24 protein-coding genes are annotated in these 21,052 nt (G+C 68.7%); 20 read left to right on the top strand and 4 right to left on the bottom strand.

Features of this window, described 5'->3' with window-relative positions; translation table 11 throughout:
* Positions 1-2: 2 nt before the first annotated feature.
* From catA to ACIQF0_RS32430, 7 genes are read left to right on the top strand one after another with little or no spacing between them, the layout of a single operon-like run.
* Entirely contained in the window at positions 3-830 is an 828-nt protein-coding gene (catA, locus tag ACIQF0_RS32460) for a catechol 1,2-dioxygenase (RefSeq protein ID WP_401035834.1), read from the top strand.
* Positions 827-1,945, top strand: coding sequence for a muconate/chloromuconate family cycloisomerase (locus ACIQF0_RS32455; protein WP_360033962.1), 1,119 nt, complete (start codon positions 827-829; stop codon positions 1,943-1,945). Before catA ends, ACIQF0_RS32455 begins: the two co-directional genes overlap by 4 nt.
* Positions 1,946-1,947: 2 nt before the next feature.
* Positions 1,948-2,235 (top strand): muconolactone Delta-isomerase, encoded by a 288-nt coding sequence (gene catC / locus ACIQF0_RS32450; RefSeq protein WP_401035831.1) that lies wholly within the window; start codon positions 1,948-1,950, stop codon positions 2,233-2,235.
* Positions 2,232-2,966, top strand: coding sequence for an adenylyltransferase/cytidyltransferase family protein (locus ACIQF0_RS32445; RefSeq protein WP_401035829.1), 735 nt, complete (start codon positions 2,232-2,234; stop codon positions 2,964-2,966). The genes catC and ACIQF0_RS32445 overlap by 4 nt, the downstream gene beginning before the upstream one ends.
* Positions 2,963-3,436 (top strand): nuclear transport factor 2 family protein, encoded by a 474-nt coding sequence (locus ACIQF0_RS32440; protein WP_401035827.1) that lies wholly within the window; start codon positions 2,963-2,965, stop codon positions 3,434-3,436. The genes ACIQF0_RS32445 and ACIQF0_RS32440 overlap by 4 nt, the downstream gene beginning before the upstream one ends.
* Positions 3,433-4,197 carry a 3-oxoadipate enol-lactonase gene (gene pcaD / locus ACIQF0_RS32435; protein WP_401035824.1) on the top strand — a complete coding sequence of 255 codons (765 nt, stop codon included), beginning with the start codon at positions 3,433-3,435 and terminating at the stop codon, positions 4,195-4,197. Before ACIQF0_RS32440 ends, pcaD begins: the two co-directional genes overlap by 4 nt.
* A 34-nt stretch (positions 4,198-4,231) precedes the next feature.
* On the top strand, positions 4,232-4,645 hold the full coding sequence (locus ACIQF0_RS32430) for a hypothetical protein (RefSeq protein ID WP_401035822.1): 414 nt from the start codon (positions 4,232-4,234) through the stop codon (positions 4,643-4,645).
* Here ACIQF0_RS32430 and ACIQF0_RS32425 read toward each other — a convergent pair.
* The gene (locus tag ACIQF0_RS32425; protein WP_401035819.1) at positions 4,642-5,025 is read right to left on the bottom strand and encodes a VOC family protein; all 384 of its coding nucleotides are present in this window, start codon (positions 5,023-5,025) and stop codon (positions 4,642-4,644) included. The two genes, ACIQF0_RS32430 and ACIQF0_RS32425, sit on opposite strands and share 4 nt — an antisense overlap.
* An 18-nt stretch (positions 5,026-5,043) precedes the next feature.
* Here ACIQF0_RS32425 and ACIQF0_RS32420 point away from each other — a divergent pair, with 18 nt between their 5' ends.
* The gene (locus ACIQF0_RS32420) at positions 5,044-5,940 is read left to right on the top strand and encodes an LLM class flavin-dependent oxidoreductase (protein ID WP_401035817.1); all 897 of its coding nucleotides are present in this window, start codon (positions 5,044-5,046) and stop codon (positions 5,938-5,940) included.
* A 28-nt stretch (positions 5,941-5,968) separates the two neighbouring features.
* Here the strand turns inward: ACIQF0_RS32420 and ACIQF0_RS32415 are convergent, their stop codons facing one another.
* The gene (locus tag ACIQF0_RS32415) at positions 5,969-6,886 is read right to left on the bottom strand and encodes a trypsin-like serine peptidase (RefSeq protein ID WP_401035814.1); all 918 of its coding nucleotides are present in this window, start codon (positions 6,884-6,886) and stop codon (positions 5,969-5,971) included.
* A 97-nt stretch (positions 6,887-6,983) separates the two neighbouring features.
* Between ACIQF0_RS32415 and ACIQF0_RS32410 the strand changes: the two genes are divergently transcribed.
* The 11 genes from ACIQF0_RS32410 to ACIQF0_RS32360 all read left to right on the top strand — a co-directional run bounded on the left by ACIQF0_RS32410 (position 6,984) and on the right by ACIQF0_RS32360 (position 16,141).
* Positions 6,984-7,664, top strand: coding sequence for a response regulator transcription factor (locus tag ACIQF0_RS32410; protein ID WP_401035926.1), 681 nt, complete (start codon positions 6,984-6,986; stop codon positions 7,662-7,664).
* Entirely contained in the window at positions 7,657-9,339 is a 1,683-nt protein-coding gene (locus ACIQF0_RS32405) for a sensor histidine kinase (RefSeq protein WP_401035812.1), read from the top strand. Before ACIQF0_RS32410 ends, ACIQF0_RS32405 begins: the two co-directional genes overlap by 8 nt.
* A 40-nt stretch (positions 9,340-9,379) precedes the next feature.
* Positions 9,380-9,904, top strand: coding sequence for a hypothetical protein (locus ACIQF0_RS32400; protein ID WP_401035809.1), 525 nt, complete (start codon positions 9,380-9,382; stop codon positions 9,902-9,904).
* Positions 9,901-10,926, top strand: a complete 1,026-nt coding sequence (locus ACIQF0_RS32395) for a peptidoglycan-binding protein (RefSeq protein WP_401035806.1) — start codon at positions 9,901-9,903, stop codon at positions 10,924-10,926. The genes ACIQF0_RS32400 and ACIQF0_RS32395 overlap by 4 nt, the downstream gene beginning before the upstream one ends.
* A complete protein-coding gene (locus tag ACIQF0_RS32390) occupies positions 10,923-11,597 on the top strand; it encodes an ABC transporter ATP-binding protein (protein ID WP_401035803.1) in 675 nt (224 codons plus the stop codon). The genes ACIQF0_RS32395 and ACIQF0_RS32390 overlap by 4 nt, the downstream gene beginning before the upstream one ends.
* Complete coding sequence (locus tag ACIQF0_RS32385) at positions 11,594-12,826, top strand: ABC transporter permease (protein WP_401035801.1); 1,233 nt, start codon at positions 11,594-11,596, stop codon at positions 12,824-12,826. Before ACIQF0_RS32390 ends, ACIQF0_RS32385 begins: the two co-directional genes overlap by 4 nt.
* A 72-nt stretch (positions 12,827-12,898) precedes the next feature.
* Positions 12,899-13,270 carry a YciI family protein gene (locus ACIQF0_RS32380; RefSeq protein WP_401035798.1) on the top strand — a complete coding sequence of 124 codons (372 nt, stop codon included), beginning with the start codon at positions 12,899-12,901 and terminating at the stop codon, positions 13,268-13,270.
* Positions 13,267-14,460, top strand: a complete 1,194-nt coding sequence (locus tag ACIQF0_RS32375) for an RNA polymerase sigma factor (protein ID WP_401035795.1) — start codon at positions 13,267-13,269, stop codon at positions 14,458-14,460. Before ACIQF0_RS32380 ends, ACIQF0_RS32375 begins: the two co-directional genes overlap by 4 nt.
* Complete coding sequence (locus ACIQF0_RS32370; RefSeq protein WP_401035793.1) at positions 14,460-15,251, top strand: hypothetical protein; 792 nt, start codon at positions 14,460-14,462, stop codon at positions 15,249-15,251. The genes ACIQF0_RS32375 and ACIQF0_RS32370 overlap by 1 nt, the downstream gene beginning before the upstream one ends.
* Before the next feature lie 66 nt (positions 15,252-15,317).
* Positions 15,318-15,653 (top strand): VOC family protein, encoded by a 336-nt coding sequence (locus tag ACIQF0_RS32365; protein WP_401035790.1) that lies wholly within the window; start codon positions 15,318-15,320, stop codon positions 15,651-15,653.
* A 74-nt stretch (positions 15,654-15,727) separates the two neighbouring features.
* A complete protein-coding gene (locus ACIQF0_RS32360) occupies positions 15,728-16,141 on the top strand; it encodes a MarR family winged helix-turn-helix transcriptional regulator (protein WP_401035788.1) in 414 nt (137 codons plus the stop codon).
* On the opposite strand, the gene ACIQF0_RS32355 is transcribed toward ACIQF0_RS32360, so the two are convergent.
* Entirely contained in the window at positions 16,138-17,076 is a 939-nt protein-coding gene (locus tag ACIQF0_RS32355) for an NmrA/HSCARG family protein (RefSeq protein WP_401035785.1), read from the bottom strand. The genes ACIQF0_RS32360 and ACIQF0_RS32355 overlap by 4 nt on opposite strands.
* 118 nt (positions 17,077-17,194) lie before the next feature.
* On the opposite strand from ACIQF0_RS32355, the gene ACIQF0_RS32350 reads away from it, so the two are divergent.
* Positions 17,195-20,662, top strand: coding sequence for an NACHT domain-containing protein (locus tag ACIQF0_RS32350; protein ID WP_401035783.1), 3,468 nt, complete (start codon positions 17,195-17,197; stop codon positions 20,660-20,662).
* Here the strand turns inward: ACIQF0_RS32350 and ACIQF0_RS32345 are convergent.
* Positions 20,659-21,036, bottom strand: a complete 378-nt coding sequence (locus tag ACIQF0_RS32345; RefSeq protein WP_401035780.1) for a winged helix-turn-helix transcriptional regulator — start codon at positions 21,034-21,036, stop codon at positions 20,659-20,661. The genes ACIQF0_RS32350 and ACIQF0_RS32345 overlap by 4 nt on opposite strands.
* Positions 21,037-21,052 lie beyond the last annotated feature (16 nt).

The following is a 21,052-nucleotide window of genomic DNA, read 5'->3' as shown; positions in this document are numbered from 1 at the left end:
CGATGACTGCCGTTCACTCCCCCACCGCGGCGGACTCCGGCGCTTCCGCGAGCGCCAGCTTCCGTTCCACCACGCGGTCTTCCGTCGACGTCTCCCCCGAACGGGTGTCCACTGTGGCCACCGCCGTGCTGCGGGGCGTGCACTCCGCGATCCGTGAGCACGACGTCACCTACGCCGAGTTCCAGGCCGCCAAGCAGTGGCTGATGGACCTCGGCGAGGGCGGCGAGTGGCCGTTGTTCCTGGACGTGTTCGTGGAGCACGTCGTCGAGGAGGTCGCCGCCCGCACGCAGGACGGCACCAAGGGCAGCATCCTCGGCCCGTACTACCTGCCGGACCAGGTGGCGCTGCCTTCCGTCGCGACGCTGCCGATGCGTGCCGACGAGCAGGGCTCGCCTCTGGTGTTCTCCGGTCGCGTGACCGACCTCGCGGGGCTGCCGCTGGCCGGTGCCGAGCTGGACATCTGGCACGCCGACTCCGAGGGCTACTACTCGGGGTTCGCGCCGGGCATCCCGGACGGGAATCTGCGCGCGGTCGTGACGACGGACGCGGAGGGCCGGTTCGAGATCACGACGGTGCAGCCCGCGCCGTACCAGATCCCGACCGACGGCCCGACCGGCCGGTTGATCGACGCGGCCGGCTGGCACCCGTGGCGGCCCGCCCACCTGCACCTCGTCGTGCGCGCTCCCGGGCATCGGCCGATCACCACGCAGCTCTACTTCGCCGGTGGTGAGTACGTGGACAGCGACGTCGCCGAAGCGGTGAAGCCCGAACTCGTCCTGACTCCGGCCGACCAGCGCGTGTCCTACGACTTCGTGCTCGAACCCGCATGAACGACCTCCAGATCGACGGCGTGGACACCGTTCTGCTCGACGTCCCGCTCGTCCGGCCGCACCGCTTCGCCCGCACCGGGATGGACGCGCAGCCCGTGCTGCTCGTCCACGTCCGGACCGCGGGCGGGGCGGTCGGCCTCGGCGAGGGCGTCGTGCCGGGCGGGCCGTGGTGGGGCGGTGAGTCGGTCGAGACCATGAAGGTGGTCATCGACCAGTACATCGCCCCGCTTCTGGTGGGCCGTCGAACCGACGACATCGCGGGCATCCTGCAGGCCGTCAACGACGTTGTGAACGCCAACCTCTACGCCAAAGCAGCTGTCGAGGTCGCGTTGCACGACGCGTGGGCACGTTCGCTCGGCGTTCCGGTGCACACGTTGCTCGGCGGGCTCGCGCGCACGTCGATCCCGGTGACGTGGGCGCTGGGCACCGAACCCGCGGCCGTCGTCATCGAGGAGGCGATGGCCAAGCTCGACGCGGGGCATCGCAGCTTCAAGCTCAAGATGGGCGCGCAGGACCCGGTGGACGACGTGCGACGGGTGTGCGCGATCGCGGAGAAGCTGCAGGGCGTCGCGGGCGTGCGGGTGGATCTGAACGCGCGCTGGGACCGGCTGACCTCGTTGCGGTACCTGCCCGAACTCGTGGACGCCGGCGTCGAGCTGGTCGAGCAGCCCGTGCCGGGTGCCGAGGTGGAGTGGCTCGCGGAGATCAACCACGCGCTGCCGATCCCGGTGATGGCCGACGAGTCGCTGCGCACGCCGTCGGACGCGTTGCGGCTGGCGGGTTTGCGGGCGGCGGACGTGTTCTCGTTGAAGACCACGAAGTCCGGCGGGCTGCGCGCTACCGCCGCCATCGCTTCGATCGCCGCCGCGGCGGGTATTCCGTGTCACGGCGGCACCTCGATCGAGAGCCCGGTCGGCACGGCGGCGTCGCTGCATCTCGCGTGCGCCTCACCGGCGGTCACGTGGGGCAGCGAGCTGTTCGGGCCGTTGCTCATGCGCGAGGAGCTGCTGGCCACGCCGCTGCGCTACGACGGCGGCGACCTGCACCTGCCAGGCGGACCGGGGCTCGGCGTCGAGCTGGACCCCGCGGCCGTCGCGGCCTTCACCAGGAGGTGACCGTGCTCTTCCACGTGCGGATGGACGTTTCCCTGCCCCACGACATGGACCCGCAGCGTCGTGCCGAGTTGGTGCGCGCGGAGAAGGAACGCGCGCTGGAGTTGCAGAAGATGGGCGTGTGGCCGCATCTGTGGCGCGTCGTCGGGCAGTACAGCAACATCAGCGTCTTCGAGGTGCCGTCCAACGACGAGCTGCACGCGTTCCTGTCGTCGCTGCCGCTGTGGGAGTACATGCGGGTCGAGGTGACACCGCTGGCGACGCACCCCTCCGATCTGGCGGCCCAGCCATGACGGCGGTCCGGGAAGCTCCGGTGTGGCGCTCGCTCGCCGACGTACCCGGCGACTGGCCGGGGTGCGTGGTGACGATCGGGGTGTTCGACGGCGTTCATCGCGGGCACGCCCACCTCATCTCCGCCGCACGGGAGGTCGCCGGGTCGCGGCCGGTGGTGCTCGTGACGTTCGACCCGCATCCCGCGCGGGTGCTCGGCCTGCCCCGCGACACGTCCGCGCTGAGCACCGTCGACCGGCGTGCGGAGCTCGGGCGCTGCCTGGGGGTGGAAGCGACGCTGGTGCTGCCGTTCACCCGTCGCTTCGCCGCGTTGTCCCCCGCCGACTTCGTGGCGGAGGTGCTGGTCGGGACGTTGCGCGCCGAGGCCGTCGTGGTCGGGGCGAACTTCACGTTCGGTCATCGCGGCGCCGGGACCGTGGACACGTTGCGGGAGCTGGGACTTCCCGCGTTCGGCGTCGACCTGGTGGACGGGTGTTCGTCGACGCGGGTGCGGGAGTTGGTGCGGCACGGCGATGTCCGTTCGGCGGCGCTCGTGCTCGGGCGGCCGCACCGGGTGGAGGGTGTGCTGTCCGCCGGCGTGGTGGTCGTGCCGCCGGGGACCGCGCTGCCGCCGGACGGCCGGTACGCGGGCACTCTCGGTGGGCGGGCGGCCCGGTTGGTCGTGTCCTCCGGTTCGGTGCTGGTGACCGGTCCTGAGGGGCCGGCCGTCGTCGAGTTCCTGGACCGGCTGTGACGGATCGGGTGCGGCGGTTGGAGGATCTGGAGGAGATCCGGGCGCTGGACGCCGCCTACTGCCGGTTGCTCGACTCCGGTTCGTGGGACGCGCTGGTCGAGTTGTTCGTGGAGGACGGCGAGTTCGCCGGGCTGTCGACGGCGCGCGGGCACGCGGAACTGACCTCGTTCTTCGGAGGGCTCGCTTCGGGCGGGCTGACCGCGTTCTGGCACCACGTGACGAACCTGGAGATCGAGTTGGACGGCGACCGCGCGCACGTCTGCTCGTTCCTCTTCCAGCCCTGCGTGCTGCACGGCGAACCGCACGTGGCCGGCGGCCGCTATCACGACGATCTCGTCCGCGTTGGTTCGAAATGGCGCTACCAGCGCAAACGCGTCGTCTTCGACTACTTCGCGCCGTTGTCGGAGGGCTGGGACCACGGCCGGTTCAGCCTCGACTCCGCCCGCGCCACTCGTGGGGAGCACGCGTGATCCACCACGCCGTCGACGGTCCGCCGGAGGCCGAGGTGCTCGTGCTCGGCCCGTCGCTCGGCACCGAACTCGGTCTCTTCGACGCCCAGGTGGCCGGGCTCTCCGACCGCTGGCGGGTGGTCCGGTTCGACCTGCGCGGCCACGGCGGTTCACCGGTGCCGCCCGGCCCGTACTCGATCGCGGACCTCGCGGCCGACGTCGTGGAACTGCTCGATCACCTGGGCGTGCGGAGGTTCCACTACCTCGGGGTGTCGATCGGCGGCGCGATCGGCCAGTGGCTCGCCCTGCACTCCGGCTCGCGGCTGTTAACGCTCACCATCTGCGCCTCCGCCGCGCGGTTCGCCGATCCGCCCCAGTGGCCGGTGCGGGCGGCGACGGTCCGTGCCGAGGGCACTGGCGCGATCGTGCCGTCGCGGACCGGTACCTGGTTCACCGAGGAGTTCGCCGCCCGTGAGCCTGCGGAGGCCGAACGGCTTTTGGAGATGCTGCGCGCGACGTCCGCCGAGGGGTACGCGGGCTGCTGCGAGGCCATCGGGGCGTTCGACGTGCGCTCCGAACTGGGCGGAGTCGCCGTGCCGACGCTCGTGCTCGCGGGTGCCGACGATCCAGCGACGCCTCCAGACCTGGTGCGGGAGATCGCGGACGGGATTCCCGGCGCGCGGTTCGAGGTCGTGGCCGGCTCCGCACATCTGTTCACCGCCGAACGCCCTGAGATCGTGAACACCGCGGTCGCCGCCCACCTGCTGCGAAGGATCGATTAACCGCCGGCTAACCGGCCCCCGTCACCGTGGCGGCATGCGCAAAGTGATGTTGCTCCTGCCCGCCGTGGCGCTGACGGCACTCGCCTCCGTCGGCAAGGCGGAGGCCGAGTCCGCTCCTGGATGCGCCGGCACCGTGCAGATCGGCTCCACCGGCTATGTGAAGAAGAACGGGACGATCATCGCCTCGGTGAAGCAGTTCAAGGGCTGCGGCAAGAACTGGGCCTACACCTACGTGTGGGACTCCTACGCCGCGCAGCCCGGCGGCTTCAGCTCCAGCGCCGCCATGGTCGTGAACGGGTCGCGCGACTACAACAGCAACGTCAACGGCACCAACAAGCAGGACGTCTGGTCCAAGGGCACCAACACGCTCACCAAGTGCACGCGGGCGTACGGCGAGGTGTGGGGCGACGGCAACGTCTACTGGGGACAGACCGACGAACGCTGCTAGTCCACGTAGTTGCTGACCTCGACCAGGTTCCCGTCGGGATCACGCACGTAGACACTGCGGATCGGGCCCGTCGCGCCGGTGCGGCCGACCGGGCCCTCGATGATCTCGACGCCGTGGCCGGCCAGGGTCGCGATCACGTCGTCGAGCGGGTCCTCCGTGATGAAGCACAGGTCCGCGCTGCCGGGAACGGCGTGGCGCGCCCTGGGTTCGAACTCGTGGCCCGCCTCGTGCAGGTTGATCTTGCCGGAACCGAACTCGAGCGCCTTGCGGCCGTTCCCGAACGTCACCTCGCGCATGCCCAGCACGCCCGCGTAGAAGCCGATCGCGGCGTTCAGGTCGGCGACGGTCAGCACCAGGTGGTCGAGTCGATCGATGCGCATCGCCCTAGTGTGCCGGGCATGGGGCTGCGGTTGTCGGTGCTCGACACGTCACCGATCGTGCAGGGGTCGACGCCACGCGAGGCGTTGCGCAACACGGTCGATCTCGCGGAACTGGCGGAGGAGCTGGGGTTTCACCGGTACTGGGTGCCGGAGCACCACGGCATGCGCGGGGTCGCCAGTTCCGCACCGGCCGTGCTCGTCGCGCATCTGGCGGCCGTGACCTCCCGCCTGCGCGTCGGTTCCGGTGGTGTTCTGCTGCCCAACCACCCGCCGCTCGTGGTGGCCGAGCAGTTCGGCACGCTCGCGGCCCTGCATCCCGGCCGGATCGACCTCGGTGTCGGCCGTGCGCCCGGCGGTGCGCCGTCGGTGGTCTCGGCTTTGCGCCGCAGCGACCGGCCGTACCGCTCTCAACTCCTCGAGCTGCAGTCGTTGCTGAACCCGTCGGACACCGTCGCGGTACCGGTGAAGGGCGGCAACGTGCCGGAACTGTGGCTGCTGGGCTCGTCACCGGGCACGGCGACGCTGGCCGCCGAACTGGGCGTGCCGTTCGCGTTCGCGCGGCATCTCAGTCCGGAACTGACGTGCGCGGCGGATCTGGTCAGCGTCTCGGTGATCTGCGCGGAGGACGATCAACGGGCCGAGTGGCTCGCCGGGCCGATCAGGACGAAGGTGCGCGGCAGACAGAACGGCAACCGGATCCTGTTGCCCAGCCCGCAGGACGCGGCCGCGCTTCCCGACGACGGCCGCGTGCTGGTCGGCGGGCCGGAGACTGTTGCGCGCAAGCTCCAGGCGGTGCTCGACGAGACCGGCACGTCCGAGCTGATGATCACCTCGCCGATCTACCACCACGCGGACCGCCGCCGGAGCTACGAGCTGCTCGCCTCCGTCGTCGGCGATCTCGACCCCACCGGGTGAGGCCGCGACAGGATCGCGGCCACTCCGGCTAGCCGTGCTGCGCCCGCTGGTAGAGCGGAGCCGTGATCCTCCAGCTGAACTGGGCGCCGCCGAGGTGCCGCACGCCCTGGCCGGGCGGGACCAGCTGACCGTTCGCGTCCAGGTGGAAGCTCTGGATGTTCACGCCCACAACCGCGTTTCCGCTGATCCGGGGCCCGCCGCTGGAGCCGCCGCCCATGTCGCACGGCACGCCCCAGAGGTTCTCGTCCGCGGGTCGCTCCGGATAGCCGGGGTGGTGGGCGGGCGTGCCCCAGCACTGCGCCAGCCGCTGGCCGGTGAACTCCGGCCTGCCCTGGTGGCCGGGCTGCCCGGCGGCGCGCGGGTAGCCGTACTCCCGCGCGAACCGGTCTGCCGGCCGGTCGAAGGCGATGTTCTCGCTCGCGCCGGACGGCTTGTCCAGCACCAGGAACGCCTGGTCGTACTCGGACTGCTGGTCGTCGGTGATCCAGGTCCTGTTCACGATCGCCTGGCGCACCACGAACTCGCCGAACGGCCGGGTGCCGTCGCGGAACCCCGGCACGAAGAGCATCTTCGAGTGCCACCGGGGGTCCTGGCCGATCAGGTTCGCGGTGTGGACGCAGTGCCCGCCGGTCACCGCGGTGCGCTTGTTAGCGCTCACCACGACGGTCGCCGTGCAACTCGAGTCCTCGCCGTCGCGGTCGACGAAGAACAGGCGGCCGATGGACCTGCTGTTCGGCGCCGGTGCACCGGTCGGGTCGTCGACGGCGGGCGTTCCGGGAGGCGCGGACGGTCCGGTCGGCATCGCCGCGATCCGTTCCGGTGTCCAGTAGGCGGCCACGCCGTCCGTGTCGAGATCGTGCACGACCACGTCGGGGCCGGAGGGAGAAGCCGCCGCCAGGCCCGGTACACCGAGGAGCAGCAGCGCGACCACGCTCAGCATTCGCATGCGGTCGACCGTGGCAGTCAGTTGTGAGGATCCTGTGCGGAACGAGTCCTCATCCCGTGCGGCGGCGGCACGGGTGACTATGTTGCGACACATGGGCATGTGCGTGCTGGTGGCCGAGGACAACGTGATGCAGGCCGACATGCTCGGGAGATACCTGCGCCAGGAGGGTTACCGGGTGCGGATCGTCCACGACGGATCGGCCGCGCTCGACGAGATCCGCCGCGATCCGCCCGACCTGCTCATCCTCGACGTGATGATGCCGAAGGTGGACGGTCTCGAAGTCGTGCGGACGTTGCGCAACGAGACGGAGATCCCGGTGCTCATGCTCACCGCGAAGTCCACAGAGGACGATCTGCTGCACGGTCTCGACCTCGGCGCCGACGACTACGTCACCAAGCCCTACAGCCCGCGTGAACTGATGGCGCGCGTGCGCACGTTGCTCAGGCGCGTCCAGCGCACGGCCGCGAACGACATCGCGCTCGGTGATCTCGTCATCGATCCCGACCGCCACGAGGTGCGGGTGCGCGGTGACGCGGCCGAGTGCACCGCGTCGGAGTTCCGCATCCTGCACACGATGGCGGCGAGCCCCGGCCGCGTGTTCAGCCGCGCGCAGTTGCTCAGCGCGGTGCACGGGCTCGACGGGTACATCACCTCCCGCACCATCGACGCTCACGTCATGAACCTGCGCAAGAAGATCGAGGCCCAGCCGCGCAAACCCGCCTACCTGCTGACCGTGCACGGCGTCGGCTACAAGCTGGTGGACGGGTCCGGTGCATAGCGTCCTGGCGCGGCTGCTCGCCGCGTCGGTGCTCGTCGCCCTCTGCTCGATCACCGCGACCGCGTGGCTCGCCGCCCAGAGCACGTCGACGTCGATCAGGCAGGAGCTCGGCAACGCGCTGGCGGGGGACGCCGCCACGTACCGCGAGCTGATCACGTTCGCCGTCGAGCACCGCGACTGGAACGGCGTCGCGCTGCAGCCGGGCAAGGGCCGGTTGATCCTCACCACGGCCGACCGCGAGGTCATCTCCGACACCGGCGCGAACCTCGACCCGAGCCAGCTGCCCGCGGTGCCGTCCGCGGTGATCAACCCGCTGGAGCTGGACCTCGCGCAGGCCCCGGACTCCCCCGCCGACCGGATCGACGCGAGGGTCGCCGGCCCGTTCCAGCTCACCGAGCGGGAGAAGGGCAGCCTGGCCCAGGACGCGGAGATCTACCGTGCCCGCTGCCGCAGCTCGGAGGCGGCGCAGGCGGAGACGACGCCGACGACCGCGTGGGGCCGCCCGATTGTGAACGTGGACAGGACGACCGCCGCCCCGGCCTCGGCGTCCTGCACCGAGATCGAGACCCGGCTGACCACGCTCACGCTGGGCGAGTCCGCCGCGTTCAACGAGCTCGACCTCCTCGTCAACGACTGCCTGAAGCAGCGCGGCCTGCCCGCCGAGCGGATCAAGATGAACGCGTCGTGGCAGCCCACCGCCACGAACACCGAGTGCCTGGTGAGCGCGCGCCGGACCCAGCTGCGGCCTTACGTGGCGCCGCCCGCGCTCCTGTTCGTCACCGACCCCGCCGGCAAGACCACCCAGGCGACCGTCGTGAGGTTCGACGTCGGCCGGATCGTGCTGGTCGCCGCGATCGTGCTGGTCCTGACCGTCGGGGTCAGCGTGGTCGTCGCGCTGCGGATGACCAGGCCGTTGCGCACGCTCACAGCCGCCGCCGAGCGGTTGCGGCACGGCGACGACGCCCAGGTCGACATCCGGTCGCGCAGCGAGATCGGCCAGCTCGCGCGGGCGTTCAACGACATGGCCGCGCACCGGGCGCGTACCGACGCCCAGCGCAAGGCCATGACCAGCGACATCTCGCACGAGCTGCGCAACCCGCTCGGCACGATCCGCAGCTGGCTGGAGGGCGCCCGCGACGGCATGGTCGAGCTGGACCGCACGACGCTCACGGCGTTGCTCGACGAGGCACTGGTGCTGCAACGCCTGATCGACGACCTGCAGGACCTCGCGCTGGCCGACGCCGGCGAGCTGCGGCTGCATCCAGAGCCCGTCGACCTGCGGGACCTGTTCGACCAGCTCGTCGCCGCGCATCCCGGGCTGATCGCGGAGGGCGGCGGGGTGGTGCACGCGGATCCGGTGCGGCTGCGACAGGTCCTGACGAACCTCGTCACGAACGCCTTCCGCTACACGCCGTCGACCGGCACGGTCCGTCTCGTGGCACGGGACGGCCGGATCACCGTGAGCGACACGGGTTCCGGCATCTCCGCCGAGGACCTGCCGCACGTGTTCGACCGGTTCTGGCGCGCGGACCGCTCCCGCACCCGCGACACCGGCGGCAGCGGTCTGGGCTTGGCGATCGCGCACGCGATTGTGAGCGCTCACAGCGGCACGATCACCGTGGACAGCACGGTCGGGCGCGGGACGACGTTCACGATCACGCTGCCGGCACGCTGAGCGCATATTTTCCTCACAACCGCCCGGCAGCATCGCCGCCATGAATCCCAGGCTGTTGATCGGCGCCGCCGTGCTGCTGCTTTCCGCGTGCGGCCAGGCCGCGCCCCCGTCGTCCTCGAACGTCGCGTCCCTGCAGTCCTCCGGAGCCGGCGCGCCCTCTTCCTCCACCGCCGTCAAGCCGGACGACGGCGAGCAGCCGCGGTTGCGCATGGACATGACCGAGGAGGAGAAGCAGCGGTTGCGCGACGCTCACACCGCCTGCCTGGCCGAGAAGGACCCGAACGCGAAGGGCGACATCCCCACCCGCCGGCAGTACAGCGAGGAGGCGTGGAAGGCGTGCGCGAAGAAGTGGCCGCTGCCGCCGTGGGAGATGGACTCGAAGAACCCGACCTTCGCCGACAACTGGCACAAGAACGTCCAGTGCATCAACAGCCGCGGCATGAAGGTCATCGAGACCGAGCCCGGCAGCTGGACCTACGACGGCGAGCAGACCCTGCCGGAGGACCAGCGCCGCAAGATCGAGGAGGACTGCGAGCAGGAAGTGTTCGGCGGAGGGCGCAAGTGAAGCGGTGGATCATCGCCGGTGTCGTCGCTCTCGTGCTGGTCAGCGGCGTGTTAGCGCTCACCTGGACGCGGCGCGCCCCCGCCCAGTCCGCACCACCACCGACACCGCAGACCGTCGCCGTGGTGAAGACCGACCTGACCGACGTCCGGGAGTTCAAGGCCACCCTCGGTTTCGGTGCCTCGCAGGAGGTGACGGGACGGCGGGCGGGCACGCTCACCTGGCTCCCCGCTCCTGGCGCGGCCGTCGACCGCGGCGGCGCGGTGTACAAAGTGGACAACCGCCCGGTGTGGTTGTTCTTCGGTGACACTCCGTTGTGGCGCAAGCTCGACAAGGCCGGCGTCAAGGGCCCGGACGTGAAGATCGTGAAGGACAACCTGGGCGCTCTCGGCTACCAGCTCGGCGGGGCCGCGGACGAGCTGACGCAGGCGACGATCGACGCCGTCAAGCGCTGGCAGAAGGCCGAGAAGGTCGAGGAGAGCGGCGTGATCGACCCCGGTGACGTCGTCGTGCTGTCCGGGAAGGTGCGCGTCGAGTCGGTCACCGCGAAGCTGTCGGCGTCCGGCGAGGGTCCGCTGATGAGCGTGACCGCGACGGGCAAGGCCGTCGACGCCTCGATCGACGCACGGCAGGCCGAAGTGTTCAAAAAGGACCTGAAGGTCACCGTCGTGCTGCCCAACGGCACCGAGACCGCGGGAACCGTGCGGTCGGTCAGCACCGAGGTCAAGTCCGAGAAGAACGGCAACGGCGAGGAGATCCCGGTGATCGCCGTGGACATCGGTCTCGACACCGAGGTCGGCGACTTCGACTCTGGCCCGGTGCGACTCCGGCTGACCAGCACCGCGCGGCAGGGCGTGCTGGCCGTGCCGGTGACCGCGCTGCTGGCGTTGCGCGAGGGCGGATACGCGGTGCAGACCGAGGAAGGCGGGCTCGTCGCCGTGAAGACCGGTCTGTTCGCCGGCGGGCTCGTCGAGATCAGCGGCGGTGGCCTCAGCGAGGGCATGCGGGTGGTGACGACGTCGTGACCCCGGTTCTCCAGATCCTGGACGCCGTCAAGGAGTACGCGGGTGGTGTGCGCGCACTCGACGGTGTTTCCCTGACGCTGCACGAAGGTGAGGCCGTCGCGATCGTCGGCCCCTCGGGTTCGGGCAAGTCGACGCTGCTCAACCTGCTCGGCACGCTGGACCGTCCGTCCAGCGGCACGGTGCGGCTGGACGGGCACGACATCTCCACGCTGTCCGACCGGCAGCTGTCGGCGTTGCGCGGACGGCGGATCGGGTTCGTGTTCCAGCAGTTCCACCTCGCGGACGGCCTCACGGCCATCGACAACGTCGCGACCGGCCTGCTCTACGCCGGCACCCCGCGCAAGTGGCGGGCCGCGATGGCGACCGAAGCACTGACCCGCGTGGGATTGGGGCATCGGCTTCGGCACCGGCCGCACGAGCTGTCCGGTGGTGAACGCCAACGCGTCGCCATCGCCCGCGCCGTGGTGAACCGGCCCGCACTGGTGCTGGCCGACGAACCGACGGGTGCGCTGGACACGGCGACCGGCCGTGCGGTGCTGGACCTGCTGCTCGACCTGAACAGCGAGGGCACGACGCTCGCGGTGATCACCCACGACCGGGAGGTGGCGGCGAGGCTGCCGCGCCAGGTGGAGATCAGGGACGGCCGCATCCGCGCGGAGGTGGCGGCGTGAGCGTTAACACCGCCAGTCGCACCGAGGTCAGCGGCGCGAACCCCCGTGACGTCAAACCCACCCGGCTCAGCCTCACCGACCTCCTGCTGCTCGGCCTGTCCCCGTTGCGGACCAGGCCGATGCGGGCCGTGCTGTCCGCGCTCGGCATCTCCATCGGCATCGCCACGCTCGTCGTGGTCACCGGCATCCCGGCGTCGAGCCGCGCCGCGCTGATGGAGGAGTTCGCCGCGCTGGGCACCAACCTGCTGCGCGCCGAGGCCGCCACCGGCACGAACAACGAGGCCGCGTCGCTGCCACCGGACTCCGTCGCGATGGTGGAGCGCATCGGCCCGGCCGACCAGGTCAGCGCGGTCGCGAACACGCACGCCGTGATCCGCCGCTCCGACCGGATCCCCGACTCGGAGACGTCCGGGCTGACCGTACTGGCCTCGAAGCTCAACCTCCTGGACACGCTCAACGGCCAGGTGCGGACCGGCACGTTCCTCAACGAGACCACGTCGAAGTTCCCGACCGTCGTGCTGGGCGACATCGCCGCGACCAGGCTCGGCATCACCGCCCCGGACGCCCAGGTCAGGATCAACGACACGTGGTTCACGGTGATCGGCATCCTCGCTCCCCTGCCACTCGCGCCGGAGGTCGAACGGTCGGCACTGGTCGGCTGGGAGTCGGCCGAGGACCTCGGCTTCGACCAGCGGCCCACAGTGCTCTACCTGAGGGCGCAGGAGACGTCGATCGACGACGTGCGGGCGGTGCTGCCGCAGACGATCTCCCCGGAGCGGCCGTCCCAGGTGCGGGTCAGCCGCCCGTCCGACGCGCTCACGGCCAAGCGCCTCACCGAGAACACTTTCTCGGCGCTGATGCTGGGCCTCGCCGGGGTGGCGTTGCTGGTCGGCGGCATCGGGGTCGCGAACACGATGGTGATCTCCGTGCTGGAACGCAAGCGCGAGATCGGCCTGCGCCGGGCCCTGGGCGCCAACCGGGGTCAGATCAGGACGCAGTTCCTCACCGAGTCGGTCGTGTTGTGCCTGCTCGGTGGCGTGGCAGGCGTGTTGTTAGGGCTGACAGGAACCGCCGGTTACGCGTTCGCGCACAACTGGCCTGCGGTGATCCCGATCGAGATGGTCCTGGCCGGGCTCGGCGCGGCGGTCGTGACGGGTGTGGTCGCCGGGGTCTATCCGGCCGTGCGGGCGTCGCGGCTGACCCCGACGGAGGCGCTCGCCGCGCCGTGAGAAACACCGCGTGCTCGAATGTCGACTTCCAGGGATCTCGTTCGTCCTCGGAACGACGACTGGAGGGCACGCATGCACTACATGTTCTTGATCTACAACTGCGAGGACCGCCCGCACCCCGGTGACCCGCGGTTCGAGGAGATCCTCACGCGCGTCAACGCGTTCGCCGACGAGTGCCGGCGCCGGAACGTGTACGTGTCCGGTGACCCGCTGAAACCCGTCGCCACCGCGACGACGGTGCGGGTGCGGGACGGCAAGGCTCTGCTCACCGACGGCCCGTTCGCGGAGACCCACGAACACCTCGGCGGCTACTACCTGCTCAACTGCCGCGACCTGGACGAGGCGCTGGAGCTGGCCGAGATGATCCCGCAGGCGCACTTCGGCGCGACGATCGAGGTGCGCCCGGTCGACCACATCCCCGGCCTGAACCACGGGGTGACATGAGCGATCTCGCGTCGGCCGCGGTCGAACGGGTGTACCGCGAGCACCGGACCCGGATGCTCGCGGCGCTGGTGCGAGCGCTGGGCGACTTCGAACTGGCCGAGGACGCGCTGCAGGAGGCGTGCTCGCAGGCGTTGCGGAAATGGCCACGTTCACAAGTGCCGGACGATCCGTTCGCCTGGCTGCTCACCGTCGCCCGCAACCACGCCCTGGACCGGATCCGGCACGCTCGAATGGCCCGCACCAAGCTGCCTGCCGTGCCCGAGCCGGTCGCGATGACCGAGAAGCAGCTCGTCGACCTCGGCGACGAACGCCTGAGCCTGATCTTCACCTGCTGCCACCCCGCGCTGGCCGAGGACGCCCGGTCAGCGCTAACACTCCAGGCCGTGGCGGGATTCACGGCGGCGCAGATCGCGCGGACGTTCCTCGTCGCCGAGTCCGCGCTGGCCCAGCGGCTGGTCAGGGCGAAGCGCAAGATCCGCGACGCCGGCATCACGTTCGAGGTGCCCGCCGACCACCTGCTGCCCGAACGGCTGCAGGGCGTGCTCGGGGTGCTCTACCTGATCTTCACGCGCGGCTACACGACGGCGGACGCGTCGCTGCGGCTCGAAGCGTTGCGGCTGGGCAAGCTCGTGGCGACGCTGATGCCCGACGAACCGGAGGCGCACGGCCTGGTGGCGTTGATGCTGCTGCACAACTCGCGCAGCGCGGCCCGGTTGACCGCGGCCGGCGACGTCGTGCTGTTCGAGGACCAGGACCGTTCGCTCTGGAACACCGAGGAGATCTCGGAGGGCATGGCGCTGCTCGACCGCGCGCTGCGGTTCGGCTCGCCCGGCCCGTACGTGCTGCACGCCGTGATCGCCGCCCTGCACGTGCAGGACCCGGTCGACTGGGCGCGCGTGGCCGCCCTGTACGCCGAACTCCTCGCGGTGGCACCGACTCCGGTGATCGAACTCAACCACGCGGTCGCCGTCGCGATGGTTGACGGACCCGAGGCCGGGCTCTCGTTGATCGACGGGATCACCGGGCTGGACTCCTACCACCTGCTGCACTCCGCCCGCGCCGACCTGCTGCGCCGCCTGGACCGGCACTCCGAAGCCGTTGCCGCGTACCGGCTCGCCCACGACCTGGCGGTCAGCCCGGCCGATCGCCGGTTCCTCGCCGCCCGCCTGCGTTCCCTGGAGGTCTCCTGATGCGGCTGCACGTGCTCGACCACGGCCACCGGCTGCCGGCCCGGATGTTCTTCGGTCTCACCGGGCTGGTGTCGCGCGTCCCGATGTCCGACGTGCCGAAGACCCTGTTGTACCGCCCGGACTTCTTCGGCGCGGTGTTCCTCGACCTGAGCGCGGAGGCGATGCGCGGGCCGTCGTTCTGGACGGCGGGCGAACGCGAGTACATGGCGCAGCGGACAGCCGAACGGCTGCGATGTCCGTACTGCGCCGTCACGCACACCGAACTGGTCAAGATCGCCGGTGATCCTTCGCCGCTGCGTCCTGAACTCGTTGCGGCGCTTGCGTTCCTGGAGGATCTGACGCCACCGGCGGGCGTGCCTGCCGACGCGGCGGTGGACGCGTTGAACGTCAGCCTGATCTGGCAGGTGGTGAACAGGCTCGCGAACGCGTTCGGGTTCGCGCTGCTGCCCGGCCAACTGGAGTCGGGCACGCGGTCGCTGCACCGGTTCGGCTACCGGTTCCCGCGCTTCCTCACGGGCCCTGGTTCCGGCTCCCCCGCCGAACTCCGCCGTGCCGTGCTGGAGGCCCCTGCCCGCACGACGCCCGCACTCAGGCAGGCGGCAGCGGCCGGTGACGCGTGGGGTTCGTACGCGGCAACGGTTCGCACAGCCTCCTACCGCCTCACCGACGAGGACATCGACCACCTCAGGCAGGAGCACACCGAGGACGAGATCTTCGAGGTCACCGTCGCCGCTGCCGTCGGCGCCGCACTCGACCACCACGAAAACGGCCTCGAAGTTCTTCGCGGCTGATGTCGAGTTCCGGCCCGCTCGCTCGTCCTTCGCTCGTCAGTCCCGACAACCGAAGGAGCGATCGACATGTCCGGACAGGTCAACTGGTTCGAACTGCCCGCCGAGGACACCGCGCGGGCACGGGCGTTCTACGCGGGGATGTTCGGCTGGGAAACCAGCCAGATGGGCGAGGACTACCACTTCATCACGAACGGCGCGTCAGGCGCGATCGCGGTCAAGGACGCCCAGCTCACCCAGCCGCGAATCTACTTCCACACCACGGACATCGACGAGTCCGTGCGCAAGGTGGCAGATCTCGGCGGCAAGAGCGAAGACGTCCAGACCGTGCCGGACGTCGGCCGCATCGCCCACTGCTCGGACGACCAGGGCACCCCGTTCAGCCTGTACGAGCCGAAGGCCTGACCCCCGCCCGGCGAGGCGTGCCGAGTTCGTCCGTCCTCTTCGGACTCGGCCGCCACCGGGTTAACATCTCTCTCATGCCAGACGTCGGCGTCCTTTCCGCGCACCTGCTCTCGGGCTTCCAGAAGGAACTCTTCACCCGCCTGGCCGAGGCGGGCCACGAGCACCTGCGCCCCCGCCACGGCGCCGTCATGGCCTACATCGCCCGATCCGGCACGCGCGCGAGTGAACTGTCCGAACGCTCCGGCCAGCACAAGCAGGTCGTCGGCACACTCATCGACGAACTGGAACGCCTCGGCTACGTCACCCGCCAACCAGATCCCGCGGACCGGCGGGCCAAACTGGTCGTGCCCACCGACCTGGGCCGCGACCAGATGGTCCAGGCGCAGAAGATCATCGCGGACATCGAGACCAGGCTCGCCCAGTTGGTCGGCCCCGACCGGTTCGCCGAGTTCAAGGCCGTCTTCACCGAGATCGCGCGCGCCCACTAGCCGATCACGATGTCCTCGCGGTGCAGGCTCAGGAACTCCTTGAGCGTCAACCACCCCGGCACGAGCGCACGCGTCTGCCCGGTGTCACGCCGAGGCAGGATGTGCGTGTCGAACTCCGCGTAGTACTGGAACATGTTCCCGATCTCCACCGCCTCCCGGAACCCGAGCGCCCGGAAGTCGTTGTGCGACAACGGCTCGTAAGCGACACTCTCCCCGAGCACCTCACTGAACGCCTGCGCGACCTCCTGACCGGTGAGGTGCTCGACGCCAAGCCCGATCGTCTGCCCGATGGTCGACTCCGGGTGCTTGAGCACGCTCACAACAGCCTTGCCGATGTCCTCGGCGGCGATCCCGGAGATCCGGCTCTCCCCCATCGGCAACGACAACTTGAGCGACCCGTCCTCCGCACGATGCGGCGCCATGCCACCCAGCAGGTTGTTCCAGTAGAACGACATCCGCACGTACGTCGTCGGCAACCCGGCCTTCTCGAACAACGCGTCCGCCTCGCCACCCTTCACGTCGAAATGCGGCACCTTGTACTTCTCGTCCAACGTGGGCATCCGGTCGTCGTCGAGCGCGATCACCTCACGCGTGTCCTCCAGCGTCGACCACACGACGTGCTTCAAGCCTTCCGCGGCCGCAACGAGGTTCTGCACCTCCTCGAACTCCTTGGCCGCCGACATGTGCGTGAAGAACGGCGTGACCAGGTACGCGCCGTACGCCCCTCCAAAGCCCTTGCGCAGGCTCTCCACGTCGTACAGATCGGCCGCGACAACCTCGGCCCCCAACTCGGCCAGCTTCTTGGCCGCCACCGACTCGGGGTTGCGGGCGAGCGCACGCACCGCGAACTCCCCGTCGGTCAGCAGCGCCCTTGCCACCGCCCCACCCTGCTCGCCAGTAGCCCCCACCACAGCAATGATCTTCTTCTCGCTCATGCCTTCACCATATAGTCACTGATTGATGACTATCAAGTCTGGTGACCAATTCGTTTGGGTGTAACCCGTGCCACACGCCGCGCGATAGGGCTTCCAGTCGCCCTGCGGAGGTATGTGGATGTCGCGCCCGGCCCTGTTCTCGTACGAAGGCGCGCTCCGCGTCCTGGGCAAGTACGACCGACCCTGGCTCGACGCCGCCGACACGTTCCTCGGCGTCGGCATCCTGGTGGGCGGCGCCATCGAGCCGGACGTCTTCAGCCTGGTCGACCCGAAGAACGAGGCGACAGCCTGCCTGCGCAAGATCTTCAACGGCGTGACCAACAAGCTCACCGGGCTCGCCGGCAGGTCACGCCACGACCTGATCGCAGCGGCCCACACCATCATCGCCGTCACGTCCGTCTTCGACGCCTACCGCGACGAACTCGGCGAGGACTTCGACAAGTTCAAGATCACCGATCGCGAGAAGTTCCGCATCTTCGGCACCGAGCCACCGGACAAGAAGAAGGAATCTGCCGCCCTGCCGGTCCTGACGTCGATGCCGGTGGCGATCCCGAGCGCGACCCGCGGCTTCTACGAGAACCTCAACGGAGACCTGGGTACGTTCTTCGACCAGGCCGTCCTGGAGGTGCACTCCTTCATCAACGAACTGGCGGACGTCCCCAAGCGCGTCGGCGAACTCGACTTCGCCTCGGCGGTGAACGCCAGGGTGCGCCAGACCTACGCCGACCACTACGTCGAACTCGGCGCGACGATCCCCGAGTTCCAGATGTGGGCGATGCTGGGCGAGCACGCCGCCACCCGCGCCGAGTTCAACCAAAAGCTCCTCGAGACCAAGACCGAGTCCCTCGAGTTGTTCTCCCGCTGGTTGTCCCAGGTCACTCCCGCTCAGTCCTCCCCACGCCCCGAACTCCGCGAACTGCTCAGCAAGCAGGCCAAGCGCATCTTGAGCCAGCCACTGCTGAGAGGGGACAGCGACACCTCCACCGTCGACGCGGCTTTTCCGACGGTCGAGAACGGGTTCGTAGCGCCCAGCTACCGATTCGCCGTGTATCGCGATGGCACCACCTTCCCGTCATCGGAGGACTGGTGGTCGAGGAACACCAAGCCACGTGACGGACTGGACGCTTTCCTCGCAGCACACCTGGCTGACGAGGAGAGCACGAAACGACCGTTGCTGGTACTGGGAAATCCCGGTGCCGGCAAGTCGCTGCTGATGGAGGTCCTGGCGGCCCGGCTGCCGGCGGACAAGTTCGCCGTGGTGCGAGTGCAACTCCGCACCGTGCGCGCGCAGGATCGGGTTCACGAGCAGATCGCGACGGCGCTGCACGAGACGCTGCAGAAGCGGGTCGACTGGGGAGAGGTCGCCGCCGAGTGCGGCCCCGACGTCACGCCCGTGATCCTTCTGGACGGTCTGGACGAGCTGATCCAGATCAGCGGTGCGCACCAATCGACCTACCTCCGACTGGTCCAGGAATTCCAGGAGAGGTGCGGGCAGCCGACCGCCGTCGTGGTGACCTCACGGGTACTCGTCGCCGACCGGGCCAGCATCCCGGACGACGTGCCCGTCGTGAAGCTGGAAGAGTTCGACGACAATCGCATCGACCGCTGGCTGGAGGAGTGGAACAAGGCGAACAGCGGCACAGCACGCTTCCAGCAGCTCCGCCGGGACTCGCTCGGTCAACACCTCGAACTGGCCCGGCAGCCGCTCCTCCTTCTGATGCTGGCGATCTACGCGGCGGATCCCGAGACCCCGCCACTCGACGACGAGGACTTCTCGAACGCCGAGTTGTACCGGCGCCTCATCGATCGGTTCGTCCTGCGCCAGGCCAGCAAGAGCGCCGCCCCTCTGCCGAAACACACCGTCCAGCATCTGGCAGCGAAGAGCTGGCTGTGGCTGGGGGTCGCCGCCTTCGCGATGTTCAACCGCGGGCGCCAGTACGTCACCTCGACCGAGCTGAACCAGGACCTCGCGGCCTTCGTGCCCAGCGAGTCCACGCAGCACACCTCGTTCGACACTCCGGTCGACGGCGCCGATCGCACGGTGGAGAACTTCTTCTTCATCCACTCAGCGAAGGCCCAGGGCGAGTCGGCCGACCGACGCAGCTACGAGTTCCTGCACGCCACGTTCGGCGAGTTCCTGATCGCCGACCTGACGATGAAGTACCTCGCCAAGCTGGTGCAGGTGCGTGAACTGGCCGCCTCCACCTATCCACCCATGGCACCGCCCGACGTCCCCCAGCTCTATCAGTTGCTGTCCTACCAGGTGTTCGCCACACGCAAGCCGATCATCGAGTTCTGCCAGAGCTTGTTCAACGCGTTCCCGGAGGACGAGCGTGACGAGCTGCTCAATGTACTCAGCGATCTGATCCGCTCCTTTCACGACAGTGCACAGATCGATCCCCAGCCGCCCTATCGGCCAGCACATGCCACAGTCGTCTCCCGCCTCGCCAACTACTCCGCCAATCTCGTCTGCCTTCGCGCACTTTTGGCCGAAGCCAGGTCGGTCCCGACCACGGAAGTGTTCGAGCTCGACGAGAAGCCCCTCAGACAGTGGCGATCAACAGTGAACCTTTGGAAGGCAGGAGTGAAAACGGACGGCTGGGACGCCATCCTCGACACGATCACACTCTCGCTCACCCAGAACAACGAATGGGACATATCAAGGCTCGATTTTGCGAAGGCCGCACCTGACCTCATGGAAGCACGACTCCTCGGCAACCCGGCTCTGGAAGGAATGATCCGTACGGGCAGAAACTTTGTCAGCGCCGACGTGACTTCAGACGATGAAGAACAAGTTCTACTGCGAGACTTTTCCGATTGGCTTGTCTCCATATCGGGACCAGACAGCACAGGCCAACTCATTCCATATGAGGTCAACACTCTCATCAGGATTCTTTCAGAGCTGGAACGAGGGGTGAGGCTGAACGCGAGCGCTCGATCCATCCTAATCAACGCGTTATCAAGAGAAGCCTCCCGACTTCCCCGCCACGTGGTGAAGCGAGGCGTGGATTACCTATTACCGCGTATTACAAACAACATTCGGATTAGCCGCGCCGACGGACTGGGAATCATCGAGATGATCTGCGCACATCCGGATCTGGTTCACGATGGCATAATTCCGACTGAAGCTCTACCCAGTCTATTCCAGGAAAACTTCGTCATATTTCCATCAGTTGTGCGACTGTGGGCGACCGCGAACTCCCAGGACAGCCGAGTGGACGACCGTTTCCGAGATTTCATTTCAGATGCCGAATCCGCCGCAGGTCAACATATCACACAGGCGGATGGCGGCTATCTTCCGGTCGAAACCCTTAAATATCTGGCATCGCCCCAGAAGGCAGAGCCTGCATTCAACGACAGTCTGATCGACGACCTCACGACTATCACTATGAGCGCTGGCAACCAGGTGACCCCACAAACCATGATCAAGTTGATCGAACGGCTTCAGCCCGGAGCGACGAAACCCAGGATACAAAACTTCGCGTCCGTTTATTTAAGCAGCCGAACAGTCGAAGACACCGACGAGGAGCTTGCAGCGCTGTCCGTGCTGCGCGAGTTGGCTGGAGGAGCGCCACAGGACGACTAGGCATCGAAGCGGTGACGGGCCTCCTCGATGTCGGCGAGGTAGCGCGTCGTCCAGGCGCACATCGCATCCACCGTCGCCCGCAGCGCCTGACCAGGCTCCGTCAGCGTGTAGTCCACACGCGGCGGCACCGTCGGGTGCACGACCCGCGACACCAGCCCGTTGCGCTCCAACAGCCGCAGGTTCTGGGTCAGCATCTTGTGACTGATGCCGTCCACCTCCGTCTTGAGCTCGGTGAAGCGCTTCGTGGTGTCGCCGATGGTCTCGACGATCAGCAGCGCCCACTTGTTGGCGATGTCGGAGAAGATCTCGCGGGCCAGCGAATCCGCGCGGGCCAGATCGCCGCTGAGCTGCTTGCTCACCTTCTGGTGCCTCACTCTCGGAAAAGTGCGT

The organism is Lentzea sp. NPDC092896 (genome assembly GCF_044754905.1).
Classification (GTDB): Bacteria; Actinomycetota; Actinomycetes; order Mycobacteriales; family Pseudonocardiaceae; genus Lentzea.
Note: the sequence above shows the minus strand (reverse complement) of the source record. Positions and strands in the feature narration are given on the sequence as shown.

Excerpts from the sequence above, each read along its gene's own strand:
- catA (WP_401035834.1), top strand. The coding sequence starts at position 3 with ATGACTGCCGTTCACTCCCCCACCGCGGCGGACTCCGGCGCTTCCGCG.
- ACIQF0_RS32350 (WP_401035783.1), top strand. The coding sequence starts at position 17,195 with ATGTCGCGCCCGGCCCTGTTCTCGTACGAAGGCGCGCTCCGCGTCCTG.
- ACIQF0_RS32370 (WP_401035793.1), top strand. The coding sequence starts at position 14,460 with ATGCGGCTGCACGTGCTCGACCACGGCCACCGGCTGCCGGCCCGGATG.
- ACIQF0_RS32415 (WP_401035814.1), bottom strand. The coding sequence starts at position 6,886 with ATGCGAATGCTGAGCGTGGTCGCGCTGCTGCTCCTCGGTGTACCGGGC.
- ACIQF0_RS32420 (WP_401035817.1), top strand. The coding sequence starts at position 5,044 with ATGGGGCTGCGGTTGTCGGTGCTCGACACGTCACCGATCGTGCAGGGG.
- ACIQF0_RS32425 (WP_401035819.1), bottom strand. The coding sequence starts at position 5,025 with ATGCGCATCGATCGACTCGACCACCTGGTGCTGACCGTCGCCGACCTG.
- ACIQF0_RS32410 (WP_401035926.1), top strand. The coding sequence starts at position 6,984 with ATGTGCGTGCTGGTGGCCGAGGACAACGTGATGCAGGCCGACATGCTC.
- ACIQF0_RS32455 (WP_360033962.1), top strand. The coding sequence starts at position 827 with ATGAACGACCTCCAGATCGACGGCGTGGACACCGTTCTGCTCGACGTC.
- ACIQF0_RS32380 (WP_401035798.1), top strand. The coding sequence starts at position 12,899 with ATGCACTACATGTTCTTGATCTACAACTGCGAGGACCGCCCGCACCCC.
- ACIQF0_RS32365 (WP_401035790.1), top strand. The coding sequence starts at position 15,318 with ATGTCCGGACAGGTCAACTGGTTCGAACTGCCCGCCGAGGACACCGCG.
- ACIQF0_RS32355 (WP_401035785.1), bottom strand. The coding sequence starts at position 17,076 with ATGAGCGAGAAGAAGATCATTGCTGTGGTGGGGGCTACTGGCGAGCAG.
- ACIQF0_RS32375 (WP_401035795.1), top strand. The coding sequence starts at position 13,267 with ATGAGCGATCTCGCGTCGGCCGCGGTCGAACGGGTGTACCGCGAGCAC.
- ACIQF0_RS32360 (WP_401035788.1), top strand. The coding sequence starts at position 15,728 with ATGCCAGACGTCGGCGTCCTTTCCGCGCACCTGCTCTCGGGCTTCCAG.
- ACIQF0_RS32400 (WP_401035809.1), top strand. The coding sequence starts at position 9,380 with ATGAATCCCAGGCTGTTGATCGGCGCCGCCGTGCTGCTGCTTTCCGCG.
- ACIQF0_RS32445 (WP_401035829.1), top strand. The coding sequence starts at position 2,232 with ATGACGGCGGTCCGGGAAGCTCCGGTGTGGCGCTCGCTCGCCGACGTA.
- ACIQF0_RS32430 (WP_401035822.1), top strand. The coding sequence starts at position 4,232 with ATGCGCAAAGTGATGTTGCTCCTGCCCGCCGTGGCGCTGACGGCACTC.